At 71.6% G+C, this 22,531-nt stretch carries 17 protein-coding genes, 1 tRNA gene and 1 pseudogene; 6 read left to right on the top strand and 13 right to left on the bottom strand.

Annotated elements, in window-relative coordinates:
* Window positions 1-108 precede the first annotated feature (108 nt).
* Window positions 109-969 (top strand): spermidine synthase, encoded by an 861-nt coding sequence (locus CP981_RS14365; protein ID WP_085928486.1) that lies wholly within the window; start codon window positions 109-111, stop codon window positions 967-969.
* A gap of 24 nt (window positions 970-993) precedes the next feature.
* Here CP981_RS14365 and CP981_RS14360 read toward each other — a convergent pair whose 3' ends face one another.
* Complete coding sequence (locus tag CP981_RS14360; RefSeq protein WP_085928485.1) at window positions 994-1,566, bottom strand: superantigen-like protein SSL4; 573 nt, start codon at window positions 1,564-1,566, stop codon at window positions 994-996.
* Window positions 1,567-1,685: 119 nt separating this feature from the next.
* Between CP981_RS14360 and CP981_RS14355 the strand changes: the two genes are divergently transcribed.
* The 3 genes and pseudogenes from CP981_RS14355 to CP981_RS14345 form a co-directional block, all read left to right on the top strand.
* A complete protein-coding gene (locus CP981_RS14355; RefSeq protein ID WP_085928484.1) occupies window positions 1,686-2,372 on the top strand; it encodes a response regulator transcription factor in 687 nt (228 codons plus the stop codon).
* A gap of 88 nt (window positions 2,373-2,460) precedes the next feature.
* The gene (locus CP981_RS14350; RefSeq protein WP_085928483.1) at window positions 2,461-3,864 is read left to right on the top strand and encodes a sensor histidine kinase; all 1,404 of its coding nucleotides are present in this window, start codon (window positions 2,461-2,463) and stop codon (window positions 3,862-3,864) included.
* Window positions 3,865-4,192: 328 nt separating this feature from the next.
* Window positions 4,193-5,107, top strand: a pseudogene (locus tag CP981_RS14345) (chitinase); the annotation flags it as partial.
* A 316-nt stretch (window positions 5,108-5,423) separates the two neighbouring features.
* Here CP981_RS14345 and CP981_RS14340 read toward each other — a convergent pair.
* From CP981_RS14340 to CP981_RS14330, 3 genes are all read right to left on the bottom strand, one after another.
* Window positions 5,424-5,499: transfer RNA gene (locus CP981_RS14340), tRNA-His, on the bottom strand.
* Between the two features lie 162 nt (window positions 5,500-5,661).
* Window positions 5,662-6,279 carry an oligoribonuclease gene (gene orn / locus CP981_RS14335; RefSeq protein WP_085928481.1) on the bottom strand — a complete coding sequence of 206 codons (618 nt, stop codon included), beginning with the start codon at window positions 6,277-6,279 and terminating at the stop codon, window positions 5,662-5,664.
* A 5-nt stretch (window positions 6,280-6,284) separates the two neighbouring features.
* Window positions 6,285-7,565: a GlxA family transcriptional regulator gene (locus CP981_RS14330; protein ID WP_085928480.1), complete on the bottom strand. Its 1,281-nt coding sequence runs from the start codon at window positions 7,563-7,565 to the stop codon at window positions 6,285-6,287.
* A gap of 1,021 nt (window positions 7,566-8,586) precedes the next feature.
* Between CP981_RS14330 and CP981_RS14320 the strand changes: the two genes are divergently transcribed.
* Window positions 8,587-9,108 (top strand): universal stress protein, encoded by a 522-nt coding sequence (locus CP981_RS14320; protein WP_018093093.1) that lies wholly within the window; start codon window positions 8,587-8,589, stop codon window positions 9,106-9,108.
* 356 nt (window positions 9,109-9,464) lie between these two features.
* Here CP981_RS14320 and glmS read toward each other — a convergent pair whose 3' ends face one another.
* Window positions 9,465-11,294, bottom strand: a complete 1,830-nt coding sequence (glmS, locus tag CP981_RS14315) for a glutamine--fructose-6-phosphate transaminase (isomerizing) (RefSeq protein WP_085928478.1) — start codon at window positions 11,292-11,294, stop codon at window positions 9,465-9,467.
* A 66-nt stretch (window positions 11,295-11,360) separates the two neighbouring features.
* Window positions 11,361-11,651 carry a hypothetical protein gene (locus tag CP981_RS14310; RefSeq protein ID WP_085928477.1) on the bottom strand — a complete coding sequence of 97 codons (291 nt, stop codon included), beginning with the start codon at window positions 11,649-11,651 and terminating at the stop codon, window positions 11,361-11,363.
* A 189-nt stretch (window positions 11,652-11,840) separates the two neighbouring features.
* Here CP981_RS14310 and CP981_RS14305 point away from each other — a divergent pair, with 189 nt between their 5' ends.
* On the top strand, window positions 11,841-13,445 hold the full coding sequence (locus CP981_RS14305) for a beta-N-acetylhexosaminidase (protein ID WP_085928476.1): 1,605 nt from the start codon (window positions 11,841-11,843) through the stop codon (window positions 13,443-13,445).
* A 49-nt stretch (window positions 13,446-13,494) separates the two neighbouring features.
* On the opposite strand, the gene CP981_RS14300 is transcribed toward CP981_RS14305, so the two are convergent.
* The 7 genes from CP981_RS14300 to CP981_RS14265 form a co-directional block, all read right to left on the bottom strand.
* Window positions 13,495-14,370: a geranyl diphosphate 2-C-methyltransferase gene (locus tag CP981_RS14300; RefSeq protein WP_085928475.1), complete on the bottom strand. Its 876-nt coding sequence runs from the start codon at window positions 14,368-14,370 to the stop codon at window positions 13,495-13,497.
* Between the two features lie 32 nt (window positions 14,371-14,402).
* Window positions 14,403-15,464 (bottom strand): family 2 encapsulin nanocompartment cargo protein terpene cyclase, encoded by a 1,062-nt coding sequence (locus tag CP981_RS14295; protein WP_085928492.1) that lies wholly within the window; start codon window positions 15,462-15,464, stop codon window positions 14,403-14,405.
* Window positions 15,465-15,483: 19 nt separating this feature from the next.
* Window positions 15,484-16,926, bottom strand: a complete 1,443-nt coding sequence (locus CP981_RS14290) for a family 2B encapsulin nanocompartment shell protein (RefSeq protein WP_085928474.1) — start codon at window positions 16,924-16,926, stop codon at window positions 15,484-15,486.
* A gap of 401 nt (window positions 16,927-17,327) precedes the next feature.
* A complete protein-coding gene (locus tag CP981_RS14285; RefSeq protein ID WP_150522341.1) occupies window positions 17,328-18,311 on the bottom strand; it encodes an IS481 family transposase in 984 nt (327 codons plus the stop codon).
* A 101-nt stretch (window positions 18,312-18,412) separates the two neighbouring features.
* Window positions 18,413-19,570, bottom strand: a complete 1,158-nt coding sequence (locus CP981_RS14275) for an acyl-CoA dehydrogenase family protein (protein ID WP_208852936.1) — start codon at window positions 19,568-19,570, stop codon at window positions 18,413-18,415.
* A 5-nt stretch (window positions 19,571-19,575) separates the two neighbouring features.
* Entirely contained in the window at window positions 19,576-20,517 is a 942-nt protein-coding gene (locus CP981_RS14270) for a hydroxymethylglutaryl-CoA lyase (RefSeq protein WP_085928367.1), read from the bottom strand.
* The gene (locus tag CP981_RS14265) at window positions 20,514-22,526 is read right to left on the bottom strand and encodes an acetyl-CoA carboxylase biotin carboxylase subunit (protein WP_085928368.1); all 2,013 of its coding nucleotides are present in this window, start codon (window positions 22,524-22,526) and stop codon (window positions 20,514-20,516) included. The genes CP981_RS14270 and CP981_RS14265 overlap by 4 nt, the downstream gene beginning before the upstream one ends.
* Window positions 22,527-22,531 lie beyond the last annotated feature (5 nt).

Below are 22,531 nucleotides of genomic sequence, written 5' to 3'. Positions count from 1 at the left end.
TGGGTGGTCCGCCACTCTGCTCCGCGCCCTCGGCCCCCGGGCCTCCCGGGCACCGCTATCGCGCTGACCAGCGGATACGGCATCCCGGGCACCGGCCATACTGGGGGCATGGCGAAGAGCAGACGCGGGCGCGGCGGCCCGGAACCCGTCACCGGAACGGTGGACGGCGGGCTGGCCGAGCTACGGCCCGACCGGGACCGGCCACGCGGCTGGACGCTGCTGATCGACGGTGCTCCCCAGTCCCATGTGGACCTCGACGACCCGGCATACCTGGACTTCTCCTATCAACGGCGGCTCGGGCACGTCGCCGACCTGGCCGGACCGGCCGGCAAACCGCTGCGCGTCGTCCATCTCGGCGGCGGCGCCCTGACCCTGGCCCGCTACGTCGCGGCGACCCGCCCGCGGTCCACCCAGCAGGTCGTGGAGATCGACGCGGCCCTGGTCCAGCTCATCCGCCGGCAGCTGCCGCTGGACAGCGGCTGGCGGATACGGGTGCGCGGCGGCGACGCCCGCGCCGGTCTCGCGAAGGTCCCGGACGGCTGGGCGGACCTGATCATCGCCGATGTCTTCGCCGGTGCCCGTACGCCCGCGCATCTGACCAGCACCGAATTCGTGACGGAGGTCCACCGGGCGCTGCGGCCCGGCGGGTTCTACGCGGCGAATCTCGCCGACGGGCCGCCGCTGCGGTTTCTGCGCGGCCAAATCGCCACCGTCCGTACGGTCTTCCCCGAACTGTGCCTGACCGCCGACCCGGCCGTCCTGCGCGGCAAGCGCTTCGGCAACGCCGTGCTGCTGGCCGCCGAAGCGGAACTGCCCGTCGCCGAACTGACCCGGCGGGCGGCGACCGACCCCCAGTCCGGCCGGGTCGAACACGGCCGCGCACTGCTGGACTTCACCGCCGGCGCGGCCCCGGTCACCGACGCCACCGCCACCGCCTCGCCCGCCCCGCCTGCCGACGTCTTCGACTGACGGCCTACGGGCGCGCGCCCCGGCTCAGGTCGCCTGATCGCTGGTCTGCACCGTCGGCGGATGGCCGTTCCAGGTGCAGATCACGGACGTATGGGAGCCGCCGCCGGTGAAGTCGACCCGCAGCCACCCCACCTGCTTCCACACCTGCATCTCCCAGCCCGGGTTCGGCGTCGCCGACACCAGCTCGGCGGACCGGTTGCCCATGTCGAGGACCACCCGGCCGCCCGCCGTGACGTAGCTCTTCACCCGGCCGTCGGAGGCCGGGGTGGCGCCGCCCGGGGGGCCGCTGTCCGGGTGCCGGGGGCGGGCGGAGCCGGTGTGGGACGGTGTGGCCGGCGACGACGTGGCGTGGTCGCCGGGCGAGGTGCCGGGGGTGGGTGACGCGGACGGTCTGGGGCGGTGCGTGGAGGAGACCCGCGGGGTGGCGCCGTCGTCCGGCTGCCGTTCCGAGGAGGCCACTTGGCCGGTGAGCGGCAGGGCGCGCGGCGCGTCGTAGGCCGTGCCGGACAGCACGGTGTGCACGCCGAACCACGACAGGGTGACCGCGGCGCCGGTCGCCAGCGTCCAGGCCGCCGCGTGAACCAGTCCTCGTTGCATCGGGCTCATACTGCACCACCGCGCTGTCCGTGCGTAGCCTGCCGCGGCACCGCGGACCGGATCACTCCGCTGTCAACAACGGGCCGGGACCCGCCCTCGAATGGCGTACGGTGCCGCCCATGGCACGTGTGCTCGTGGTCGAGGACGACCAGTTCGTACGCTCGGCCCTCATCCGGCATCTGACCGAGGCCGCCCACACGGTACGCAGTGTCGGTACCGCTCTGGAGGCGCTGCGTGAGGTGGCCCACATCGGCTTCGACGTCGTGATTCTCGACCTCGGGCTGCCCGATCTGGACGGGGGCGAGGCGCTCAAGATGCTTCGCGGCATCACCGATGTACCAGTGATCATCGCCACCGCCCGGGACGACGAGGCCGACATCGTCCGGCTGTTGAACGACGGTGCCGACGACTACCTCACCAAGCCGTTCTCCGTCGAGCACCTCTCGGCCCGGATGGCGGCCGTGCTGCGCCGCTCCCGGGCCGCCGGCGCGGAACCGCCCTCACGGGTGATCCGGGTCGGCGGCCTGTCCATCGACCCGCTGCGCCGGCAGGCCGAACTGGACGGCGCCGTCCTCGACCTGACCCGCAGGGAGTTCGACCTGCTGGCCTTCCTCGCCGGCCGGCCGGGCGTCGTCGTGCCCCGCAGGGAACTCCTCGCCGAGGTCTGGCAGCAGTCCTACGGCGACGACCAGACCATCGACGTCCATCTGTCCTGGCTGCGCCGCAAACTGGGCGAAACCGCCGCGCGGCCCCGCTACTTGCACACCCTGCGGGGTGTCGGGGTGAAGCTGGAGCCGCCGCGGTGAGCGTCGCGCGCGAGGCCGCCGGGCCGCAGACGGCCGCGAAGGCCGCACCTCTGCGCCTCGTGGGCGGAGAAGAGAAGGATGAGACACCGTGAGATGGGCCCTGGTCAAGGTGGCGCTGGCGGTCACCGCGATGGTCGTGGTCGCCTTCGCCGTCCCCCTCGGGCTGGTCGTCAAGGAACTGGCCCGCGACCGCGCCTACTCCAATGCCGAACGGCAGGCCGCCACCATCGGCCCGGTCCTCGCCATCACCACCGACCGCACCCAGCTGGAGCGCGCCGTCGCCAGCGCCGAGACCGGCTCCGGCGGCCGGATCGGCGTCCATGTACCGGCGAGCGGCAAGAACGGCCGGCCCGCCGAGATCGGCTCCCGGCGCGCCCCGCAGGCCGATGTGGCGGCCGCCGCCAAGCTGGGCCGGGCCGCCATCTCACCGGTCTCCGGCGGCTCCTCGCTCCTCCAGCCGACCGCGGTCGCCGCCGGTATCGCCGTCGTCGAGGTGTTCGTCCCCGACGAGGCGCTGACCAGGGGCGTCGCCACCTCCTGGCTGGTGCTGGCCGGTGTCGGCCTGGCGCTGGTCATCGGCTCGGTCGCGGTCGCCGACCGGCTCGGCACCCGCATGGTGCGGCCCGCTGAACGGCTGGCCGGAGCCGCCCACGACCTCGGCAGGGGCAGGCTCGGCGTCCGCGTCCCGGAGGACGGCCCCAAGGAACTGCGGTCCGCGGCCAGCGCGTTCAACGCCATGGCCGACCAGGTCGTCCAACTGCTCGCCAACGAACGGGAGCTGGCCGCCGATCTCTCGCACCGGCTGCGCACCCCGCTGACCGTGCTCCGGCTCAACGCCGCCTCGCTCGGTGATTCCCCGGCCGCCGACCAGACCCGGTCGGCCGTCGAGCAACTGGAGCGCGAGGTCGACCAGATCATCCGCACCGCCCGCGAGCAGAAGGCCCAGACCCAGCAGGCGGCCGCCGTGGCCGGCTGTGACGCCGCCGAGGTGATCCACGAGCGGATGGCGTTCTGGTCGGCGCTCGCCGAGGACGAGGGCCGCACCGTACGCATCGCCGGCGCGGACCGCCCCGTACGCCTCCCCGTCGCCCGCCCCGACCTCGCCGCCGCCCTGGACGCGATGCTCGGCAACGTCTTCCGGCACACCCCCGAGGGCACCGCGTTCGCGGTCGATGTCCACAACGCGGAGGAGGCGGTGATCGTGCTGGTCTCGGACGCCGGGCCGGGCATCGCCGACCCGGACGCCGCGCTGCGCCGCGGCCACGGCGGGGGAGGGGACGGCTCGACCGGCCTCGGGCTGGACATCGTGCGCCGGCTGGCCGAGTCCACCGGCGGCGATGTGCGCATCGGCCGCTCGGTGCTCGGGGGCACCGAGGTACGGGTCTGGCTGGCGCTGGACGGCGGGCGCGCCCCGCACGGCGGACGGCGCGGCCACCGGCTGCGCCGCACGCTCCGCACCCGGAGGCGCCGGGCCGCGCGCACCGGGACCTGAGCGGGGCGCGGGCCGGGCGGCCCGCCGGGCACATGCCAGGGGCTCTTAACCACCCCCTTCCGCCGCCTTAAGGCCGCCATAATTCCACCAACTGCCGGCCCATTCCCGACATTTGTCCGTTTCGCTGTCGCTAGCGTGCGGGACGCACCACGGTGCACTCCCTCCCCCCCATGTGACGACAGGCAGGCACGCGATGAGTTCCTCGGTACACCGCCGGCGCAAGAGCCGCACCACCAAGCTGATCGTGACCGGTGCGGCCGCCGCGGTCGCGGCCGGCGGCGCCTTCGCCGTCGCCGGTTCCGCCCTGGCCGCCAAGGCACCGCGGACGGGCGGCCCCACCGCGAAGGCGGCGGCCGGCTTCGCCCCGTACGTCGACACCTCGCTCAGCCCCGCCTACGACCTGGTCGGCACCGCCAAGAAGACCGGGGTGAAGACCTTCACCCTGGCCTTCGTCACCTCCGGCGGCGGCTGTGTGCCGAAGTGGGGCGGCTCCGGCGAGCTGGGCGACGACGCGGTGGCCCGGCAGATCCCGGCGCTGCGCGCGGCCGGCGGCGACGTCCGGGTCTCCTTCGGCGGTGCCAACGGCTCCGAGCTCGGGGTGGCCTGCGGCTCCACGGGCGAGCTGGCCGCCGCCTACGGCAAGGTCATCGACCGGTTCAAGCTCACCAGGGCCGACTTCGACATCGAGGGCGGCGCCCTGCCCGACACCGCCGCCAACACCCGCCGCGCCCAGGCCATCAACCGGCTCCAGAAGAAGCACCCCGGCCTCGATGTCTCCTTCACCCTGCCGGTCATGCCCGAGGGCCTGACCCAGGACGGGGTGAACCTGCTCGCCGACGCCAAGAAGAACGGCGTCAAGATCTCCGCCGTCAACATCATGGCGATGGACTACGGCCCGGCCTACAGCGGCGACATGGGCACCTACGCCACCCAGGCCGCCACCGCCACCCAGAGCCAGCTCAAGAAGGCCCTCGGCCTGAGCGACGCGGCCGCCTGGAAGACCGTGGCCGTGACCCCGATGATCGGCGTCAACGACGTCCAGAACGAGGTCTTCCGCCGCGGCGACGCCACCCAGCTGGTGAAGTTCGCCCGGACCAAGCACCTGGCCTGGCTGTCGATGTGGTCCTCGACCCGGGACCGGGCCTGCCCCGGCGGCACCGGCAACTCCGCGCAGCCGACCTGTAGTTCCATCGAGCAGAAGCCGCTGGACTTCACCAGGGCCTTCGGCGCGTACCAGGGCTGACACCCACCGGCGGTCCGCCCCCACGGGCCGTCCGTCCCCAGGCCGGGGCGCAGCGGGCTCCCCCCACCCGCTGCGCCCCGCCGTCTTGTCGCTACGGCAGGGGACCTGTCATGCGCACGATCGGCCTACGATCGGCCTCCGCGAGGTCGGCGGCACTCTCGGTAACCTCGTGAAGATCATCGCGACCCCTCGGCACCTGAGTGTGATCACCGGCACCATCCTCGCCCCGGCCCGGGCCCCGTCCCCTTATATAGGCGCCTCCGGCCGGGCCCCGACAAACGCCAAGGCCCCCGACCTGAGGTCGGGGGCCTTGAAGTGGGGTGAGTAACGGGACTTGAACCCGCGACATCCTGGACCACAACCAGGTGCTCTACCAGCTGAGCTATACCCACCATGACCGGTGCTGTGTGGTTCTTTTTCCCCACCGGCTGAGAAAAAGTGTACAGGGTCCGGAGGGGTGCTCGCGCCCAGGTTTTGTGTCCCGGGCCCGAGGGCGTGTCGTGCGGGTCACGGTGGCCCCGTGGGCACCCGCACGACACGCGCCCTGTGGCTCGCTACGGCGTGGACTGCGGCTCAGCGGGAAGGACGTGCTTGGCGGCGATGGCCTTCGCGGTGTCCGAGTCGGGACCGGGCTGCGGCACGAAGACCGCCTCCCGGTAGTAGCGCAGTTCCGCGATGGATTCACGGATGTCCGCCAGCGCCCGGTGGTTGCCGTTTTTGTCCGGACTGTTGAAGTAGGCCCGCGGGAACCAGCGCCGGGCCAGTTCCTTCACGGACGAGACATCGACGATCCGGTAGTGGAGGTAGCTCTCCAGCGTCGGCATGTCGCGCAGCAGGAAGCCACGGTCGGTGCCCACGGAATTGCCGCACAGCGGCGCCTTCCCTGGGTCCGGCACATGCTGCTTGATGTACGCAAGCACCTGCGCCTCCGCCGCCTCCAGCGTCGTACCGCTGTCGAGCTCCTCCAGCAGCCCGGAGGCGGTGTGCATCTGGCGCACCACCTCCGGCATGGTGCCGAGCGCCTCGGCCGGAGGGCGGATCACCACATCCACCCCGTCGCCCAGCACATTCAGCTCCGAGTCGGTGACCAGGGCGGCCACCTCGATGAGCGCGTCATTCGCCAGCGAGAGTCCGGTCATCTCGCAGTCGATCCACACCATGCGATCGTTCATACATCTCACCCTACGGGGCGCTCCCGCTGTCCGGGCAGCACGGGGCGGCCCGGACCCCGGCCGCCCGGGGATTCCGGCAGCCGGGAGGCGTAGACGTCCGACTGCGGTTTGCCCGCTTCGGCCCCTTCCGCGGTCGCCAGCCCGTGGCCGGCCAGCGCGGCGGCGGCATACCGCTCCCCGCTGCCCGCCCCGAGCATCGCCCGCTCCCGCTCCGGCCGCTCGGCACGCTCCGGTCTGAGCGCGGGCTCGGGTCCCCCGTTCTGCGGCCGGCGCGCGCGGTAGGCCGCACGGTAGGCCGCGGGCGAGGCGCCCAGCTGCCGCCGGAAGTGCCCGCGCAGGGCGACCGGCGAGCGGAAGCCGCAGCGCCCGGCGACCTCGTCCACCGAATAGTCGGAGGTCTCCAGCAGCCGCTGGGCCTGGAGCACCCGCTGGGTGATCAGCCACTGGAGCGGAGCGCTGCCGGTCAGCGAGCGGAAGCGCCGGTCGAAGGTGCGCCGGCTCATGTACGCACGCGCGGCCAGCGTCTCCACGTCGAACTGCTCGTGGAGATGCTCCAGCGCCCAGGCGACGACCTCGGCGAGCGGGTCGGCGCCGATCTCTTCAGGTAATGACCTGTCCAGGTAGCGCTGGTGCCCCATGTCGGACGCGGTCCGGCGGGGCGGCACGACGAGCCGGCGGGCCAGCGCGTTCGCGGCGTCCGCGCCGTGGTCGGTGCGCACGATGTGCAGACACAGGTCGATACCGGCCGCCGTTCCCGCGGACGTGAGCACATCGCCGTCATCGACGAAGAGCTCGCGGGGGTCCACATGGACGGACGGGTAACGCTTGGCGAGCGTCGGTGCGTACATCCAGTGGGTGGTGGCCGGGCGGCCGTCGAGCAGTCCGGCCGCGGCGAGGACGAACGCCCCCGTGCACAGCCCGACGATTCTGGCCCCTTCTTCATGCGCGCGGCGCAGCGCGTCGAGCGCGGCGGGCGGCGGGGCCTGGGTGATGGATCGCCAGGCCGGTACGACGACCGTCCCGGCACGGGAGATCGCCTCCAGCCCGTAGGGGGCGGATAGTTCGAGCCCCCCGGTCGTGCGCAAAGGCGCATCTTCGCCCGCGCACACAAGCAGCCGGTACCGCGGAACGCCTGCGTCCTGTCGGTCGATGCCGAAGACCGAGAGCGGAATGGAGCTCTCGAAAATGGGGCCGCCGCTGAAGAGGAGCACCGCGACTATTTCGCGGCGTCGTCGGGCGGCGAGCTTGCGTGCGGCATCTGGTACGGCAGCGGAGTCCTGGCTCATGGCACTTAAGCCCCCCTCGGTCGTCTCGCCCTCTCGGTCCTGCACAGTTCCCCCGCCATTGCTACCAAGATCGAATCTACTGTGTTCCGTGAGGATGGAGTGCCAAGTTCACCACCCGCTGGTATGTCGATATGGCAACTTGGCGCGAAGCATTCGATCACGAAGCGTTCCACTCGTCGGGCCTACATGGGAAGTACGCGTCTCGGCTCTGCCCGTTCGCAGTAGGGCACAACCATGCCCAGCGGTCCTTTCCTCCCTGCTCACACCAGGGTTGAGGGGTGCCGCGGGCAAGGTGTGGACCTCGGCCGGAAGTTGGCTGAAAACGGTCGCGCGCAGACTTGCAGACGCCTCAATCGACCGGCGTACGCCTTTCGGAGTGCCGGCCGCCCCCGTGCGCTGTTGTCCCTGAACGTCCGTTTCTGTCCCGGTGTCGTCCGACCTCGCGCACGCGGACCCGTGCGGCGGTCCGTTCGGAATGCCGCAACAGCGCGCGACAGACGCCGGTCACCGCGGCCAGACCGGCGGCGGCACCGGCCGCGCCGGCCCAGGAGGCGCCACTGAAGATCAGGACGAGGGGCACCAGGGCGCAGCTGAACGCGCCCCAGCGCACCACATCACTCACTGGGTCGGGTGATCTGTCGGACGGCAACGGCACCGCGCACTCCCCTCGGACGGGCTGCTACTACAACGCAGCCGACGATCATGGGTCACCGCGAGGGGTACGTACGGGGGCAGGCCGGGGCATTGCCATCCGCGCCACGCTCCGGCATGCTCCGGGGAACGTTTCGAGGCCCCACCCACCTCGCACGGGCGCTGTGCGTCCACGGCGGGCTCTGGGCAGCGGGGGAGTGGCGCCGTACTCTTGGGGTATCGGGTTGGGAAGATGATTCCCAGTCGTATCGTTCCTCTTTGAACTATGGCTCCCGCACTTCGGGCGAGTCAGCTCAGTCAACTGCCGGATCAAGTCAATCGCCGTTCCCCGTTCGCCCCTCCGCAAGAGGACGTCCTCGCCGAGACACCAATGGCCGGTCACGAAATCCCCGAACCCGCGGACCGCAAGCAGGTCGCCGATCCCATGGCGGACCTCGAAGCGGCGGAAAAGACGCGCCACTCCTGCGACCCCGCGTTCCGGCACGGCGTCGTGGTCGGCTTCGACGGCTCCATGTCGAGCGAGCGCGCATTGGCGTATGCAATCGGTATGGCCCGGCGCCTGGGCTCCGGTTTGATCATCGTCCATGTGGCCAACCGGCTGCCGACGACCGTCTGGGCGGGCTGTGAGCCCCCCGTCTTCGTGGACGTGCCGGATCACCGCACCGAAGTGCTCGGCCTGGAGCTGGCCTGTGCGGATCATCTCACCGAGGTGCCCTGGATCCTCGTCGAGCGCGGCGGGGACATCTGCCACGAGCTGGAGGAGGTCGGCCGGGAGTACGAGGCCGACGCGATCGTGGTCGGCTCCACGCACGGCATCGTCGGCCGGATCTTCGGCTCGGTGGCCGGCCGGCTGGCCCGCCGGGCGCAGCGCCCGGTGATCGTGATTCCCTGACGCACCCTCGGTGCGGGCGCGGCCTCGGCGTGCGCCCAACTCCCCGTGCCGCGCCGCCTCTTCACACGATCTTTCTCCCCGTCATGCACACAGGTGCGGGGGCGTCATGAGGATTGTGCGCAGCCGCACTTCCGCTGACGCGGCAAGGTGAATCGGCCGCCCGCGAGGGGTAGGAAACCGCCACGTGGGCGCGCCGCATCACGGGCCCGGCGGCCGCGCGCACGGCAACTTCGTGCTGCCGGCCGGGAGGTGACGGCTCCCGGGGCGGCGGCATCCCGCCGGCGGATGGGCGACGCCGGCGAAGGGGAGGCGGCGGCTCCGCGCGCTGGTGGCACGCGCGGAGCCGCCCGGGTGGGTTATTCGACCGTGACGGACTTCGCGAGGTTGCGCGGCTTGTCGATGTCGCGGCCGAGGGCCAAGGCCGTGTGGTAGGCGAGCAGTTGGAGCGGGATGCCCATCAGGATCGGGTCCAGCTCGGGCTCGTTCTTCGGGACGACGATGGTGTGGTCGGCCTTCTCCTGCTCCTGGTGCGCGACGGCCAGGATGCGGCCGCTGCGGGCCTTGATCTCCTCCAGCGCGGCGCGGTTCTTCTCCAGCAGGTCATCGTCCGGGACGATCGCGACGGTCGGCATCGCGGGCTCGATGAGGGCCAGCGGGCCGTGCTTGAGCTCGGAGGCCGGGTAGGCCTCGGCGTGGATGTAGGAGACCTCCTTGAGCTTCAGGGAGGCCTCACGGGCCACGGGGTAGCCGCGCACCCGGCCGATGAACATCATCGACTTGGCGTCCGCGTAGGCGGCCGACAGCTTCTTGATGTCCTCCTCGCCCTTGAGGATCTCGTCGATCTGCGCGGGCAGCTTGCGCAGGCCCTCGATGATCCGCTTGCCGTCCGCGACCGACAGGTCACGGATCCGGCCCAGGTGCAGGGCGAGCAGCGCGAAGGACACCACCATGTTGGTGAAGCACTTGGTGGAGACCACGCAGACCTCGGGGCCGGCGTGCACATAGATGCCGCCGTCGGTCTCCCGGGCGATCGCCGAGCCGACCACGTTCACCAGGCCCAGGACCCGGGCGCCCTTGCGCTTGAGCTCCTGGACGGCCGCCAGTACGTCGTAGGTCTCACCGGACTGGGAGACCGCCACGTACAGCGTGTCGGGGTCCACCACCGGGTTGCGGTAGCGGAACTCGGAGGCCGGCTCGGCGTCCGAGGGGATACGGGCCAGCTCCTCGATCATCTGCGCGCCGATCTGGCCCGCGTGGTACGAGGTGCCGCAGCCCAGGATCTTCACCCGGCGCACCCCGCGCGCCTCGCGGGCGTCGAGGTTCAGGCCGCCGAGGTGCACGGTGGAGAAGCGGTCGTCGATCCGGCCGCGCAGCGCGCGGTCCACCGCGTCCGCCTGCTCGGAGATCTCCTTGTGCATGTAGGTGTCGTGGCCGCCCAGGTCGTACGACTCGGCCGCGTACTCGACGGTCTCCGGAGCGGACGTGGTCCGCGAGCCCTCGGTGGTGTACGTGCGGTAGTCGTCGGCCTTGAGGGTGGCCATCTCGCCGTCGTCGAGGGTGACGACCTGGCGGGTGTGCGAGACCAGCGCGGCGACGTCGGAGGAGACGAACATCTCGTGCTCGCCGATGCCGAGGACGACCGGGGAGCCGTTGCGGGCCACCACGATGCGGTCGGGGAAGTCGGCGTGCAGCACGGCGATGCCGTAGGTGCCCTCGATGTGCCGCAGCGCCTCGCGGACCCGCTCCTCCAGCTTCTCGGCCGTGGAGCGGCCGATGAGGTGGGCCAGCACCTCGGTGTCGGTCTCGGAGGCGAAGACGACGCCCTCGGCGGTCAGGCGGGCGCGCAGGTCGGAGGCGTTGTCGATGATGCCGTTGTGGACGACCGCGACCTTGCCCTCGGTGTCCCGGTGCGGGTGGGCGTTCTCGTCGGTCGGCGCGCCGTGGGTGGCCCAGCGGGTGTGCGCGATGCCGGTGGAGCCCGCGAAGCGCTTGGGCAGCCGGGACTCCAGCTCACGGACCCGCCCCTTGGCCTTGGCGGTCTTCAGGCCGCCCGCGGCCTTGCCGGTGCCCTTGGCGTGGATGGCGATGCCCGCGGAGTCGTAACCCCGGTACTCCAGGCGCTGAAGGCCCTCGAGGAGCAGCGGGGCGACATCACGTTTGCCGATGTATCCAACGATCCCGCACATACAGTGACCCTCCCAGTAAAGCGTTGTGGCAATGGTGCGTGCTGCCCGGCGTCCCGGGCGTGGCCGTCAGCCGTAGACGATGCGCCGCAGCTGGCGGGGCGAGAGCCCGGGCGGGGCCACGGCGCGGTGCGGCATCTCGTGGCCGATCCGTTCGAAGATCGCCTCGTTGCGCAGTCCCTGGGACTGGAGCTCCCGATGGCGGCGGCGGACGAATTCCTCCGTGGTCTCGTCGAAGTACGCCAGCACGTCGAGCACCACCCGGGCGGCCTCACCGCGCTGAAGCGGTGTGCTGCGCACCAGGTGGTCCACCAGGTCTTCGTGCGGCGCTTCAGCGCTGCGGTGACGGCGTTCGAGCACCCGTAGATACTGCGGGGCGGCGCGGAGATTCGCAAGAAATCTGCCCGCTATCGGGCACGTCCCCGATTTGGGGGCTCGAAAGTGGTCTGAACCTTGACCGGAATCGAGGCTCACGGTACGCATGGTCACCGTTCGGTCGCTCCATGCCATGCACCATGCCATGCACGAGGTTCGCCGAAGGGACCGTCGATGAGACGACGCAGACTGCTGTTCTCGCTGCTGCTGGTCGCGGCGGCGGGGCTGGGGACCGCCGCCGTACCGCCGCAGGGCGCCGCCGGGGCCGCTCCCCGGACCGCCACCCCACTGGACCGGGTGATCCCCGCACCCGCGTCCGTACGCGGCGGCGGGGAGGCGTACACCCTCGGTGACCGCACCCGGATCCGGGTGCCCGGCGGCTCCGGGGAGGCCAAGCGGATCGCCGGCTATCTGGCGGGGCTGCTGCGGCCCGCCACCGGCCTCGCCCTCCCCGTCACCACCAAGGACGGCCGGGACGGCATCGTCCTGCGGCTCGGCGGCAGCGGCACCGGCGGGCTGGGCGCCGAGGGCTACCGGCTGACCTCCGACGGCCGTGCGGTCACCCTCAGCGCCGCCCGCCCCGCCGGGCTCTTCCACGGCGTGCAGACGCTGCGCCAGCTGCTGCCCGCCGACCTGGAGCAGCAGCGGGCCCGGCGCGGGCCCTGGCGGATCGCCGGGGGCACCATCGCCGACTCCCCGCGCTACGGCTACCGGGGCGCGATGCTCGATGTCTCCCGGCACTTCTTCACCGTGGCGCAGGTCAAGCGGTACATCGACCAGCTCGCCATGTACAAGATCAACAAGCTGCATCTGCATCTCTCGGACGACCAGGGCTGGCGGATCGCCATCAAGTCCTGGCCACGGCTGGCGACCTACGGCGGCTCCACCCAGGTCGGCGGCGGACGCGGCGGCTACTACACCAAGGACGACTACCGCGAGATCGTCCGCTACGCCGCGGCCCGCTATCTGACCGTCGTCCCGGAGATCGACATGCCGGGCCACACCAACGCCGCACTGGCCTCCTACGCCCCGCTCAACTGCAACGGCCAGGCGCCGCCGCTCTACACCGGCACCCAGGTCGGCTTCAGCTCCCTGTGCGTGCCCAAGCAGGAGACCTACGACTTCGTGGACGACGTCATCCGCGAGCTCGCGGCCCTGACACCCGGCCGCTCCCTGCACATCGGCGGCGACGAGGCGCACTCCACCAGCCATGCGGACTATGTGGCCTTCATGGACAAGGTGCAGCCGGTGGTCGCCAAATACGGCAAGACCGTCGTCGGCTGGCACCAGCTGACCGGTGCGCACCCGGCCAAGGGCGCCGCCGCGCAGTACTGGGGCTACGACAAGACGGGCGCGGCGGAGCGGCAGCAGGTCGCCGACGCCGCCCGGAACGGCACCCGGCTGATCCTCTCGCCCGCCGACCGCGCCTACCTCGACATGAAGTACGACAAGGACACGCCGCTGGGCCTGTCCTGGGCCGGCTATGTGGACGTCAGGCGCTCCTACGACTGGGACCCGGGCCGCTACCTCGACGGCGCGCCCGCGGACTCCGTCCTCGGCGTGGAGGCGCCCCTGTGGTCCGAGACGCTCTCCACGTCCGCGCACATCGAGTACATGGCCTTCCCGCGGCTGCCCGGCATCGCCGAGCTGGGCTGGTCCCCGGCGAGCACCCATGACTGGGACGACTACAAGGTCCGGCTGGCCGCCCAGGGGCCGCGCTGGGACGCGCTGGGCATCAACTACTACCGCGCGCCGGAAGTGCCCTGGCCGGCGCGCTGACACGGCTGTGCCGGGCGTCGTGGGACGCCCGGCACGGACCGCGGAGTTCTCAGACCCGGTCGGCGGCGATCAGCAGGTACTGGAAGCTGCCGTTGCGGTACGCGGTCAGGAAGGTGTCCTCGATCCCCGTGACCAGGTGGTCGGCCTCCCGGCGCAGTTCCCAGTACGGGAGCGCGGCCGCCGTCAGGTCCTCGACGTGCACGGGGACCAGCCGGTTGCGGGCCATGGCGCGGAAGTACGCCGACCGCGGGTGGATATCGCAGATGTAGTGGGCGTTGATGAGGGACACCTCGCGGGAGGCGCGCCCGTAGGCGTCGTTGTAGCAGCCGGTGATCACCACATAGCGGCCACCGCGCCGCAGCAGCCGCGCGTGCTCGGCGAACAGCAGGTCCAGCTCGACGTACATGCTCGACTCGTTGTTCCAGGACGCCGCGTACGCGCCGGTGGTGAAGCCGGTGTCGAGCATGTTGCGGTGGTGGTAGCGCACCTTGTCGTCGACACCGCGCTTGCGGGCCTGGGCGTTGGCGAAATCGGCCTGCTTGGCGGAGATGGTGGCGCCGTCGGTGTGGCAGCCGTAGCGCAGATTCGCGACCACGCTGCCGCCGCCGCGGCCGCACCCGGCGTCGAAGACGCGGTCGGTGGGGGAGACGTCGCCCAGGTGGGAGGCGAGCAGCTCGGCCTGGGCGTGTTCCAGGCGGTGCAGTTCACCGGTGACCCGGTCCCGGCGCCGGCCGGGGTCCGGCTCGTTCAGCACCGACCGGTCGGCGTCCCCGATGCCGTAGTGATGGTGGTACAGGTCGTCGATCCTGCCGAGTTCGAGGTTGACCGGGTTTTCCTCGGCGTTCCAGTAGTCCGCGACCCGGGACTGGTACGTGGACTGGGTCGGCACCGGCGTGCGGGCGGTGTCGGCGTGAGCGATGGTCAACGGTGGCTCCTTGCTGTGGTGCGCGGATCGGTCTACCAGTAGTTGGGCAGTTGGTAGCGGTCGGTGTTGGTGGCGTGCCACTCGTGGTTGCCGGACACCCAGTCGGCGAGGCTCCGGACGTAGCGTTCGAGGAGGGGCGAGCCGGCCGACAGCGGGGCCGACTCCGTCTCGAAGGCCGCCATGATCTGGTTGTGGATCTCGACGCTCTTCAAGTAGGCGTCCTTCAGGCCGCGTCGGTCGTTGGCGGCCACCACTTGCGGCAGGTTCAGATGGTGCGGGTCACTCGCCAGCTCCCTGGTAAAGGAGTACAGGTCGTTGACGATGGTCGTGGCGTTGCACGCCAGGGCGGTGACCCGCTGGACCTCGGGGCGGGCGTAGAGCGCCTCGGGCAGTTCGTAGCCGTCCACCGCGTCGACGATGGACAGGCAGGGACGGAAGTTGTTGAACTGCCGCATGACCAGGTACTCCCAGACCCGCGGCGCATGCCGGGTCTCCGCCCAGGCGGCCTCGGCGAGATAGCCGAGGTGCAGCCGGGCGATGTCCTGGACGAACCGGTCGGTCTGGCTGGGGGTGGCGAGCGCCGCGTAGTCCTTCAGCGCCCAGTGGTACGAGCGCAGCGGCCCGTCGGCCTGCACGCCGTGGCGCCACTCCTCCTCCAGCGCGGGGGTGGCGTGCAGCGGGTCGAGGGCCGACTGGGCCATGATCAGCCGGCCGCCCAGGCCGCGGTGCGCGCCGCCCTTGCCCTCGTCCTCCTCGCAGTAGCAGTTGTCGACGATGTTCTCGGCCAGCAGCAGCTTGCCCGCCGCGGTGAGGCGTTCGAGGTCGGCGGCGCCGGGATGCTGGAGGACGACCGCCCGGCCGAACTGGAACTCCGTGAAGTCCCCGGTCCACTGCGCGGGGAACAGGTCCAGCCGGCGGGCCCAGGCCTCCAGTCTGCGGTCGATCTCCGCGGCCTTCTCCGGGTCGGCGGGGGCGGCGGGCCGGTACCTGAGCCCGGGGACGGCGCCGCCGGCGCGGCGGGTCCGCAGGGTGCGGGCGAGGTTCGGCGGGCCGGGCATCGACCACGTGGCGGCGGTGTTCGGGGGGGTGCTCATGGTGAGGGACTCCACCTGGTCAGTCGGCACTCCGGCCGATCTGGACGTTCTCCAGGACTCCGACGGCGTCGGGCACGAGGATGGCCAGCGAGTAGTAGGCGGTGACGAGGTAGTTGATGACCGCGGACGGGTCGATGCCCATGAACCGGACGTTCAGACCGGGCTCGTACTCCTCGGGGATGCCGGTCTGGTGCAGGCCGACGACGCCCTGGTCCGCCTCGCCGGTACGCAGCGCGAGGATGCTGCTGGTGTGGCTGTCGCTGATCGGGATCTTGCCGCAGGGGAAGATCGGGACCCCGCGCCAGGCGGGCACCTCGTGCCCGTCGACATTCGCCGTGCCCGGCACCAGACCGCGCTTGTTGCACTGCCGGAAGAAGGCGGCGATCGCCTTCGGGTGGGCCAGGAACAGCCGGGTCTTGCGGCGCATGGACAACAGCTCGTCCATGTCGTCGGGGGTGGGCGGACCGGTGTAGGTGCTGATCCGCTGGCCGTAGTCGGCGTTGTGCAGCAGGCCGAACTCCCGGTTGTTGACCATCTCCCACTCCTGGCGCTCGCGGATCTCCTCCACGGTGAGCCGGAGCTGCTGCTGCGTCTGGTCCATGGGGTCGTTGTAGAGATCGGCGACCCGGCTGTGGACCCGCAGCACGGTCTGGGTCAGGGAGAGCTCGTACTCGCGCGGGGCGAGGTCGTAGTCGACGAAGCCGGACGACAGCGTCGGCTCGCCGACGTGCCCCGCCTGTACCGGCACCTCCGCCTCGCCCTTGCGGTTCATGGGGCGCTGCTGCTGCTCCGCGTACGCCGTCAGGTGGGCGGCCAGGGACGGCACCCGGTCGGTGAACTCCCGGACCACGTCCCAGGGCAGCACCATCAGCACGCCCGCCGTCTCGGCCCGGACCGAGCTCAGCCACCGCGGGTCGGGCCGGCCGATCGCCTCGTCCCCCATCTGGTCGCCGTCCGTGACGACGCCGATGACCTCCTCGTCGCCGTATTTGCCGGTCGTGTAGCGGGCGAAACGGCCGTGGACGACGAGATACGCCTCGGTGGTGGGCTGCCCGGCCTCGAAGAGGACCTGGCCGGCCCGGACCTCCCGGACCCGGAAGCGGCCGGCGAGCTCCTTGAGGACCTCGGTGTCGGGGTAGCCGCGCAGGGCGGGCAGTTCGGTGAGCGTCTGCGGGATGACTCTGATGTCGTCCGCGCCGTTCTGCTCGAACTGAACCCGGCCGCGGCCGACGCGGAGCTGGAGGCGCCGGTTGACCCGGTAGGCGCCGCCCTTGACATCCACCCAGGGCAGCGTCTTCAGCAGCCACCGCGAGGTGATGGCCTGCATCTGGGGCTCGGACTTGGTGGTGGTCGCCAGTTGGCGCGCGGCCTGGGTGCCGAGGCTGGTGGGCGCGCTGTCTGCGGGTGGTGCGAGAGCGGGCTCTTCGGTGGTGGAACCGGTGACGCCGTCCGGTACGGACACTTTCCCTCCCGGGACATGAACAGACGTGAGCAAAGCGGCCGGTGGCGAGCAAAGCGGCCGCGTGCAGGAGCAAGCCAAACAGGAGGGACGGCTGTGGCGGTACGGCGTGAAAGGGGGCGACCTCGCATCCGAGAGGCATAAACCTCCAGGCGTTGCAGACGGATCATGGTGGTGCGCCCGCGCGCCCTCCCGCCGCCGCATGCTCCGGACGCACCGGGGTACAGGCGCGGCCGCGCGCAGCGGCGGCCGAGCGCCGGGCGGACGAGCGGTCGGACGGGGGCAGCGCCGGCGGGCGCCGGGGCGGGCGGGAGCACCCGGCGCACAAAAAACGGCGGTCCGGTCGCCTGATGCGACCGGACCGCCCACGTCTCACGTCACCGGGCCAGGCCCGGGACGACGCCCTAGGTGTATTGACCCGGAGGGTTGTTAACGCGGCTGATGGGTGGCTTGCCTCCGAGTGCGGTGTGGCACCGGTGATGGTTGTAGTTGTGCAGGAAGGTGTCCAGTGCGGCGGTGCGCTCGTCGTTGCTGGTGTAGGGCCGTAGGTAGGCCCATTCGTCGAGCAGGGTGCGGTTGAAGCGTTCGACCTTGCCGTTGGTCTGTGGCCGGTAGGGGCGGATGTGTTTGTGGGCGATGCCGGCCGCGGTGAGGGTCTGGGTGAACAGCTTGGACTTGTAGCAGGAGCCGTTGTCGGTCAGGACACGCTCGACCGTGATGCCGTGGCGGGCGAAGAATGCCTGGGCCCGCTGCCAGAAGGCGATGGCGGTTTCCTTGCGTTCGTTGGTGAGGACTTCGCTGTAGGCCAGGCGGGAGTGGTCGTCGACGGCGGAGTGGATGTAGCTGTAGCCGATCACCGGCTTGGAGCTCTTGCGCTGGTCGGTGGTGGCCTGCTTGTTGTGGGCGCCCGCGGTCCTGCCGACCGTGCGCCAGCCGCCTCCGTCGGGGATACTGCCGAGTTTCTTGATGTCGACATGGACCAGCTCGCCGGGGCCTGACCGTTCGTAGCGGCGGATCGGCTCGCCTGTGGGCCGGTCGAGCCAGGCCAACCGGTGCAGGCCGTGGCGGGCAAGTATGCGGTGGGCGGTGGAGGCCGGGAGGGCGAGGATCGGACCGATTCTGGCCGGGCCCAGCTTGCGGGTCTGCCGAAGCGCGCAGACACGGTCTTCGACGTCAGGCGCCGTGCGGTGGGGGGTCCTGTGCGGTCGGCTGGAGCGGTCCTGCAGGCCGGCGTCTCCTTCTGTCCGCCACCGTCGCATCCACTTGTGAGCTGTGGGCCGCGATATGCCCATTTCGGCGGCGACGTGGGCCACGGGCCGTCCGGCGCGGACACGTTCGACCAGCAGCCGCCTGCCGTAAACGGTCAGCCGGGCATTACGGTGGGACACGAAGACCTCCGTGCGGTGTAGTCCTAGACACCTCCACCACACCGGAGGTCTTCGCCATGATCAAGCCCGGCGACTGTTAACAACGCTCGTGATCAATACACCTAGGCGACGCCCAACTCCCGGGCGATCAGCATCCGCTGGACCTCGCTGGTGCCCTCGCCGATCTCCAGGATCTTGGCGTCCCGCCACATCCGGGCCACCGGGTACTCGTTCATGAAGCCGTAGCCGCCGTGGATCTGGGTGGCCTCGCGGGCGTTGTCCACCGCGATCTCGGACGAGTAGAGCTTGGCGAGCGCGGCCTCCTTCTTGAAGGGCTCGCCGTGGACCAGCTTGGACGCGGCATGGCGCCAGGACAGCCGGGAGGTGTGCGCGCGCATCTCCATGTCGGCGAGCTTGAACTGGATCGCCTGGTTGCTGCCGATGGCGCGGCCGAAGGCGTGCCGCTCCTTGGCGTAGCGCACCGACTCGTCCACACAGCCCTGCGCCAGGCCGGTGGCCAGCGCGGCGATGGCGATCCGGCCCTCGTCGAGGATCCGCAGGAACTGGGCGTAGCCGCGGCCCTCCTCGCCCAGCAGGTTGGCGGCCGGGACCCGGACGTCGGAGAACGACAGCTCGCGGGTGTCCGAGGCGTTCCAGCCGACCTTGGAGTACGGGGCGCCGACCGTGAAGCCCGGGGTGCCGGAGGGCACGATGATCGAGGAGATCAGCGGGCTGCCGTCGTCTTTGCGGCCGGTGACGGCGGTGACCGTGACCAGTCCGGTGATGTCCGTACCGGAGTTGGTGATGAAGCACTTGCTGCCGTTGATCACCCAGTCGTCGCCCTCCCGTACGGCGGTCGTCCGGGTCGCCCCGGCGTCCGAGCCGCCGTCCGGTTCGGTGAGGCCGAAGGCGCCGAGCATCTCACCGCTGCACAGCTTGGGCAGCCACGCGCGCTTCTGCTCCTCCGTACCGAAGTGGTAGACGGGCATGGCGCCCAGGGAGACGCCCGCCTCCAGGGTGATGGCCACCGAGGAGTCGACCCGGGCCAGCTCCTCCAGGGCGATGCCGAGGGCGAGGTAGTCGCCGCCCATCCCGCCGTACTCCTCGGGGAAGGGCAGGCCGAACAGGCCCATCCGGCCCATTTCCTGCACGATCTCGTACGGGAACGCATGCTGCTCGTAGTACTCGCCGATCTTGAGGGCGACGACGTCGTGTGCGAACGCCTCGACCGTGCGCCGGAGTTCTTCCAGCTCGTCGGGCAGGCGGTGGTCCAGGGACATGAGGGTCACTCCTTGTGGGAGAGGGCACGGAGGGTACGCGAGGGGCTCGGCCGGCCCAGGGCCTCGGCCATCCACACGCTGGTGGCGGTCAGACGGTCCAGGTCGACCCCGGTCTCGATGCCGAGGCCGTGCAGCATCCACACGAGGTCTTCGGTGGCGAGGTTTCCGGTGGCGCTCTTGGCATACGGGCAGCCGCCGAGGCCGCCCGCCGAGGCGTCGATGGTGGTGATGCCGTGCTGGAGCGCGGCGAAGGTGTTGGCGAGGGCCTGCCCGTAGGTGTCGTGGAAGTGCACGCCGATACGGGAGGTGGGCACCCCGGCCTCGTTGAGGGCGGCCAGCAGGGTCTGCACATGACCGGGGGTGGCCACCCCGATGGTGTCGCCCAGGCTCAGTTCGTCGCAGCCCAGGTCGAGCAGCGCCCGGCAGACCCGGACGGTCTGCGCGACCGGTACCGGTCCCTCCCAGGGGTCGCCGAAGCACATCGAGAGATAGCCGCGGACCTCCACCCGGGCGTCCTTGGCCCGCGCGATGACCGGCGCGAACATCGCCAGCGCCTCGTCGACCGTGCGGTTGAGGTTGGCCTTGGCGAACGACTCGGTGGCGCTGCCGAAGACCGCGATCCGGCGGGCGCCCAGGGCGAGCGCCCGGTCCAGGCCGCGCTCGTTGGGGACCAGCACCGGCAGCCGCTGCGGATCGAGATCGTCCAGCAGCGGGAACAGCTGCTCGGCGTCGGCGAGTTGGGGCACCCACTTGGGGTGGACGAAGCTGGTGGCCTCCACGGTCGGCAGGCCCGCGGCGGCGAGCCGGTGGATGAACTCCGCCTTGATCTCCGTGGGCACCACCGTCTGCTCGTTCTGCAGGCCGTCGCGCGCGCCGACCTCGTGGATCCGTACGCGGGTGGGCAGTCCCTCCGCGGGGACCTCCATCGGCAGTCCGGCCGCGGTCATGAGGTGCTCTCCTGCCCGCCCTCGGGGGCGCTCGCGGACGCGGCGGCCCCGTCGGGCTCCTCGTGCGGGGCGACCACGGCCAGGATCTGGTCCATGGCGACGGTCGAGCCCGCGGTGACGTCGAGTTCGGTGACGGTCCCGGCGTGCGGCGCGGAGATGACGTGCTCCATCTTCATCGCCTCCACGACCAACAGGCCCTGGCCCGCGGCCACCTCGTCGCCGACGGCGACCTTGACGACGGTGACGGTGCCGGGCATCGGGGCGGCCAGGGTGTCCGCGCCGTGCGCCCCCGCGGCTCCGCGCAGCGCCGCGGCCACCGGGTCGTGGCTGGTCACCTGCCAGGAGTCGCCGTCCCGGCCGAGCCAGTCGCCGCTGTGGTGGAAGGTGTGCAGCACCCCGTCGACGGTGACCCGTACGCGGCCGGGCTCCAGCTGAGCGGCCGGGGCGCCGGGCCGTACGTCGTGCGGCACCGGGTCGTGTCCCGGGACCCGCAGCCAGTGGCGGACCGGTGCGGGCTCGCCGCCGAGCCGGAAGCCGTTGGGCGCGGCGAACGGGTCGCGCCAGCCGCCGTCGGCCACCGCCGGCTCCAGGGCGGCCTGCCGCACCGCCGCGGCCGCCGCGTACACCTCCTCCGGCACCGTGCCGTCGACCAAACCGGCCGCCTCCCGCTCCACCAGGCCGGTGTCCAGCTCGCCGGAGACCACGTCCGGGTGGGCCAGCAGCCGCCGCAGGAACCCGGCGTTGGTGGTGACGCCGAGGGTGACCGTCTCGGCCAGCGCGGCCCGCAGCCGGCGCAGCGCGCTCGCCCGGTCCGGGCCGTGGGCGATCACCTTGGACAGCATCGGGTCGTAGCGGCTGCCGACCTCCCCGCCCTCGGAGAGCCCGGAGTCCGTGCGGACTCCGCCGCCCTGCGGCTCGTGCAGCGCCAGCACCGTGCCGCCGGTCGGCAGGAAGTCGCGGGCGGGGTCCTCGGCGCAGATCCGTGCCTCGATGGCGTGCCCGGTGAGGGTGATGTCCTCCTGGGCGTACGGGAGCACCTCGCCGGCCGCGACCCGCAGCTGCCACTCCACCAGGTCGAGCCCCGTGATCAGCTCGGTGACCGGGTGCTCGACCTGGAGGCGGGTGTTCATCTCCATGAAGTAGTAGGAGGCCGGGTCCTTGCCCGGGACGATGAACTCCACGGTGCCGGCGCCGCGGTAGCCGCAGGAGCGGGCCGCCTGCACGGCCGCCTCGCCCATCGCGGCGCGGGTCGCCTCGTCCAGCAGGACCGAGGGGGCCTCCTCGATGACCTTCTGGTGGCGGCGCTGGAGGGAGCACTCGCGCTCGCCGAGATGGATCACGTTGCCGTGGCCGTCCGCCAGCACCTGGATCTCGATGTGCCGGGGCCGGTCGATCCAGCGCTCGACGAGCAGGGTGTCATCGCCGAAGGAGGAGCGGGCCTCCCGGCGGGCGGCGGCGATCTCGTCGGCCAGCAGCGCCTCGTCGCGGACCAGCCGCATCCCCTTGCCGCCGCCGCCCGCGGACGGCTTGAGCAGCACCGGCATGCCGATCTCCCGGGCCGCTGCGGCCAGTTGACCGTCGTCCAGCCCGCTGCCCGAGGAGCCGGGGACGACCGGGACACCGGCCTCCCGCACCGTCTCCTTGGCGCGGATCTTGTCGCCCATCAGCTCGATGGCGTCGGCGGACGGGCCGATGAAGACCAGCCCGGCGTCCGTGACGGCCCGGGCGAAGGCGGCGTTCTCGGCGAGGAAGCCGTAGCCCGGGTGGACCGCCTGGGCGCCCGTACGGGCGGCCGCCTCCAGCAGCCGCTCCACGGACAGATAGCTCTCGGCGGCCGGCGCCGGACCGATCCGTACGGCGGTGTCGGCCTCGTGGACATGGCGGGCGTCGGCGTCCGCGTCGCTGTAGACGGCGACCGAACGGATGCCGAGGGCGCGCAGCGTGCGGATGACACGGACCGCGATCTCGCCGCGGTTGGCGATGAGCACGGTGTCGAAGTTGGTGACCATTGCTG

The organism is Streptomyces platensis (assembly GCF_008704855.1).
GTDB lineage: Bacteria > Actinomycetota > Actinomycetes > Streptomycetales > Streptomycetaceae > Streptomyces > Streptomyces platensis.
Note: the sequence above shows the minus strand (reverse complement) of the source record. Positions and strands in the feature narration are given on the sequence as shown.

Coding starts and splice junctions, on each gene's coding strand:
- CP981_RS14365 (WP_085928486.1), top strand. CDS start 109: ATGGCGAAGAGCAGACGCGGGCGCGGCGGCCCGGAACCCGTCACCGGA.
- CP981_RS14360 (WP_085928485.1), bottom strand. CDS start 1,566: ATGCAACGAGGACTGGTTCACGCGGCGGCCTGGACGCTGGCGACCGGC.
- CP981_RS14355 (WP_085928484.1), top strand. CDS start 1,686: ATGGCACGTGTGCTCGTGGTCGAGGACGACCAGTTCGTACGCTCGGCC.
- orn (WP_085928481.1), bottom strand. CDS start 6,279: ATGAACGATCGCATGGTGTGGATCGACTGCGAGATGACCGGACTCTCG.
- CP981_RS14330 (WP_085928480.1), bottom strand. CDS start 7,565: ATGAGCCAGGACTCCGCTGCCGTACCAGATGCCGCACGCAAGCTCGCC.
- CP981_RS14320 (WP_018093093.1), top strand. CDS start 8,587: ATGGCCGGTCACGAAATCCCCGAACCCGCGGACCGCAAGCAGGTCGCC.
- glmS (WP_085928478.1), bottom strand. CDS start 11,294: ATGTGCGGGATCGTTGGATACATCGGCAAACGTGATGTCGCCCCGCTG.
- CP981_RS14305 (WP_085928476.1), top strand. CDS start 11,841: ATGAGACGACGCAGACTGCTGTTCTCGCTGCTGCTGGTCGCGGCGGCG.
- CP981_RS14295 (WP_085928492.1), bottom strand. CDS start 15,464: ATGAGCACCCCCCCGAACACCGCCGCCACGTGGTCGATGCCCGGCCCG.
- CP981_RS14275 (WP_208852936.1), bottom strand. CDS start 19,570: ATGTCCCTGGACCACCGCCTGCCCGACGAGCTGGAAGAACTCCGGCGC.
- CP981_RS14270 (WP_085928367.1), bottom strand. CDS start 20,517: ATGACCGCGGCCGGACTGCCGATGGAGGTCCCCGCGGAGGGACTGCCC.
- CP981_RS14265 (WP_085928368.1), bottom strand. CDS start 22,526: ATGGTCACCAACTTCGACACCGTGCTCATCGCCAACCGCGGCGAGATC.